Genomic DNA, 423 nt, shown 5'->3' on the forward strand with positions numbered 1-423 from the left:
GCTGGCCGCCGGGCTGCCCGCGCTGGCCCATGGCGCCGCACTCGAGGCGCAGATCCGCTGGACCCGCTACGGCATCCCGCATATCCAGGCCAGGGACGAACTGGGCCTGGGCTACGGCATCGGCTACGCCTACGCCCGCGACAACGCCTGCCTGCTGGCCGAGGAAGTCCTCACGGCGCGGGGCGAGCGCTCGCGCTACTTCGGCGTCGACGGCAGGACCTCCGCCGGCATCGGCAACCTGCCTTCGGACTTCTTCTACACCTGGCTCAACGACAACGAATCCCTGCGTCGCATGCGCAGCGCCCAGCCGCAACCGATCCGCGACCTGCTCGATGGCTACGCCGCCGGCTACAACCGCTGGCTGTGGGACACCCAGGCCGCCGGCACGCAGTGCGCGGGCAAGGCCTGGCTGCGCCCGCGCAC

General features: G+C 71.9%; 1 protein-coding gene. It reads left to right on the plus strand.

Annotated elements, in window-relative coordinates; all coding sequences use genetic code 11:
* Window position 1 precedes the first annotated feature (1 nt).
* A partial coding sequence (locus tag ACCC94_RS30105) for a penicillin acylase family protein (RefSeq protein ID WP_413353222.1) occupies window positions 2-423 on the plus strand: 422 nt, incomplete at its 3' end.

Source organism: Pseudomonas sp. Pseusp97 (assembly GCF_047304025.1).
GTDB lineage: Bacteria > Pseudomonadota > Gammaproteobacteria > Pseudomonadales > Pseudomonadaceae > Pseudomonas.